The following is a 206-nucleotide window of genomic DNA, read 5'->3' as shown; positions in this document are numbered from 1 at the left end:
GCGTCTTCCTGAGTCTCACCTTCATCCGCCTGTATCGCCATCGCACGGCGTCGGCCATTCGCAAGCGGGCGGCGGACCTGGATCAGGCGGGCGGCGCCGTCCTGCCGCGCAGTTTGCTGGCGGCGGCGGCCAGCGTCTTCGTGATCGTCATTGAGACGGCGGACGGCGGCAAGCCGAGCCTGGGCGAGGCGTTGTTCTCCCTCGGC

1 protein-coding gene is annotated in these 206 nt (G+C 69.9%); it reads left to right on the top strand.

Going from position 1 to position 206, the window contains the following annotated elements; genetic code table 11:
- Positions 1–206, top strand: a 206-nt coding sequence (locus RRF55_RS29560; protein WP_439419537.1) for a hypothetical protein, incomplete at both ends; no start/stop codon positions are given.

Source organism: Klebsiella sp. K47, from assembly GCF_051858335.1.
Classification (GTDB): domain Bacteria; phylum Pseudomonadota; class Gammaproteobacteria; order Enterobacterales; family Enterobacteriaceae; genus Klebsiella; species Klebsiella pneumoniae.
The sequence above is the reverse complement of the archived record's forward strand: the minus strand, read 5'-3'. Positions and strand labels throughout refer to the sequence as shown.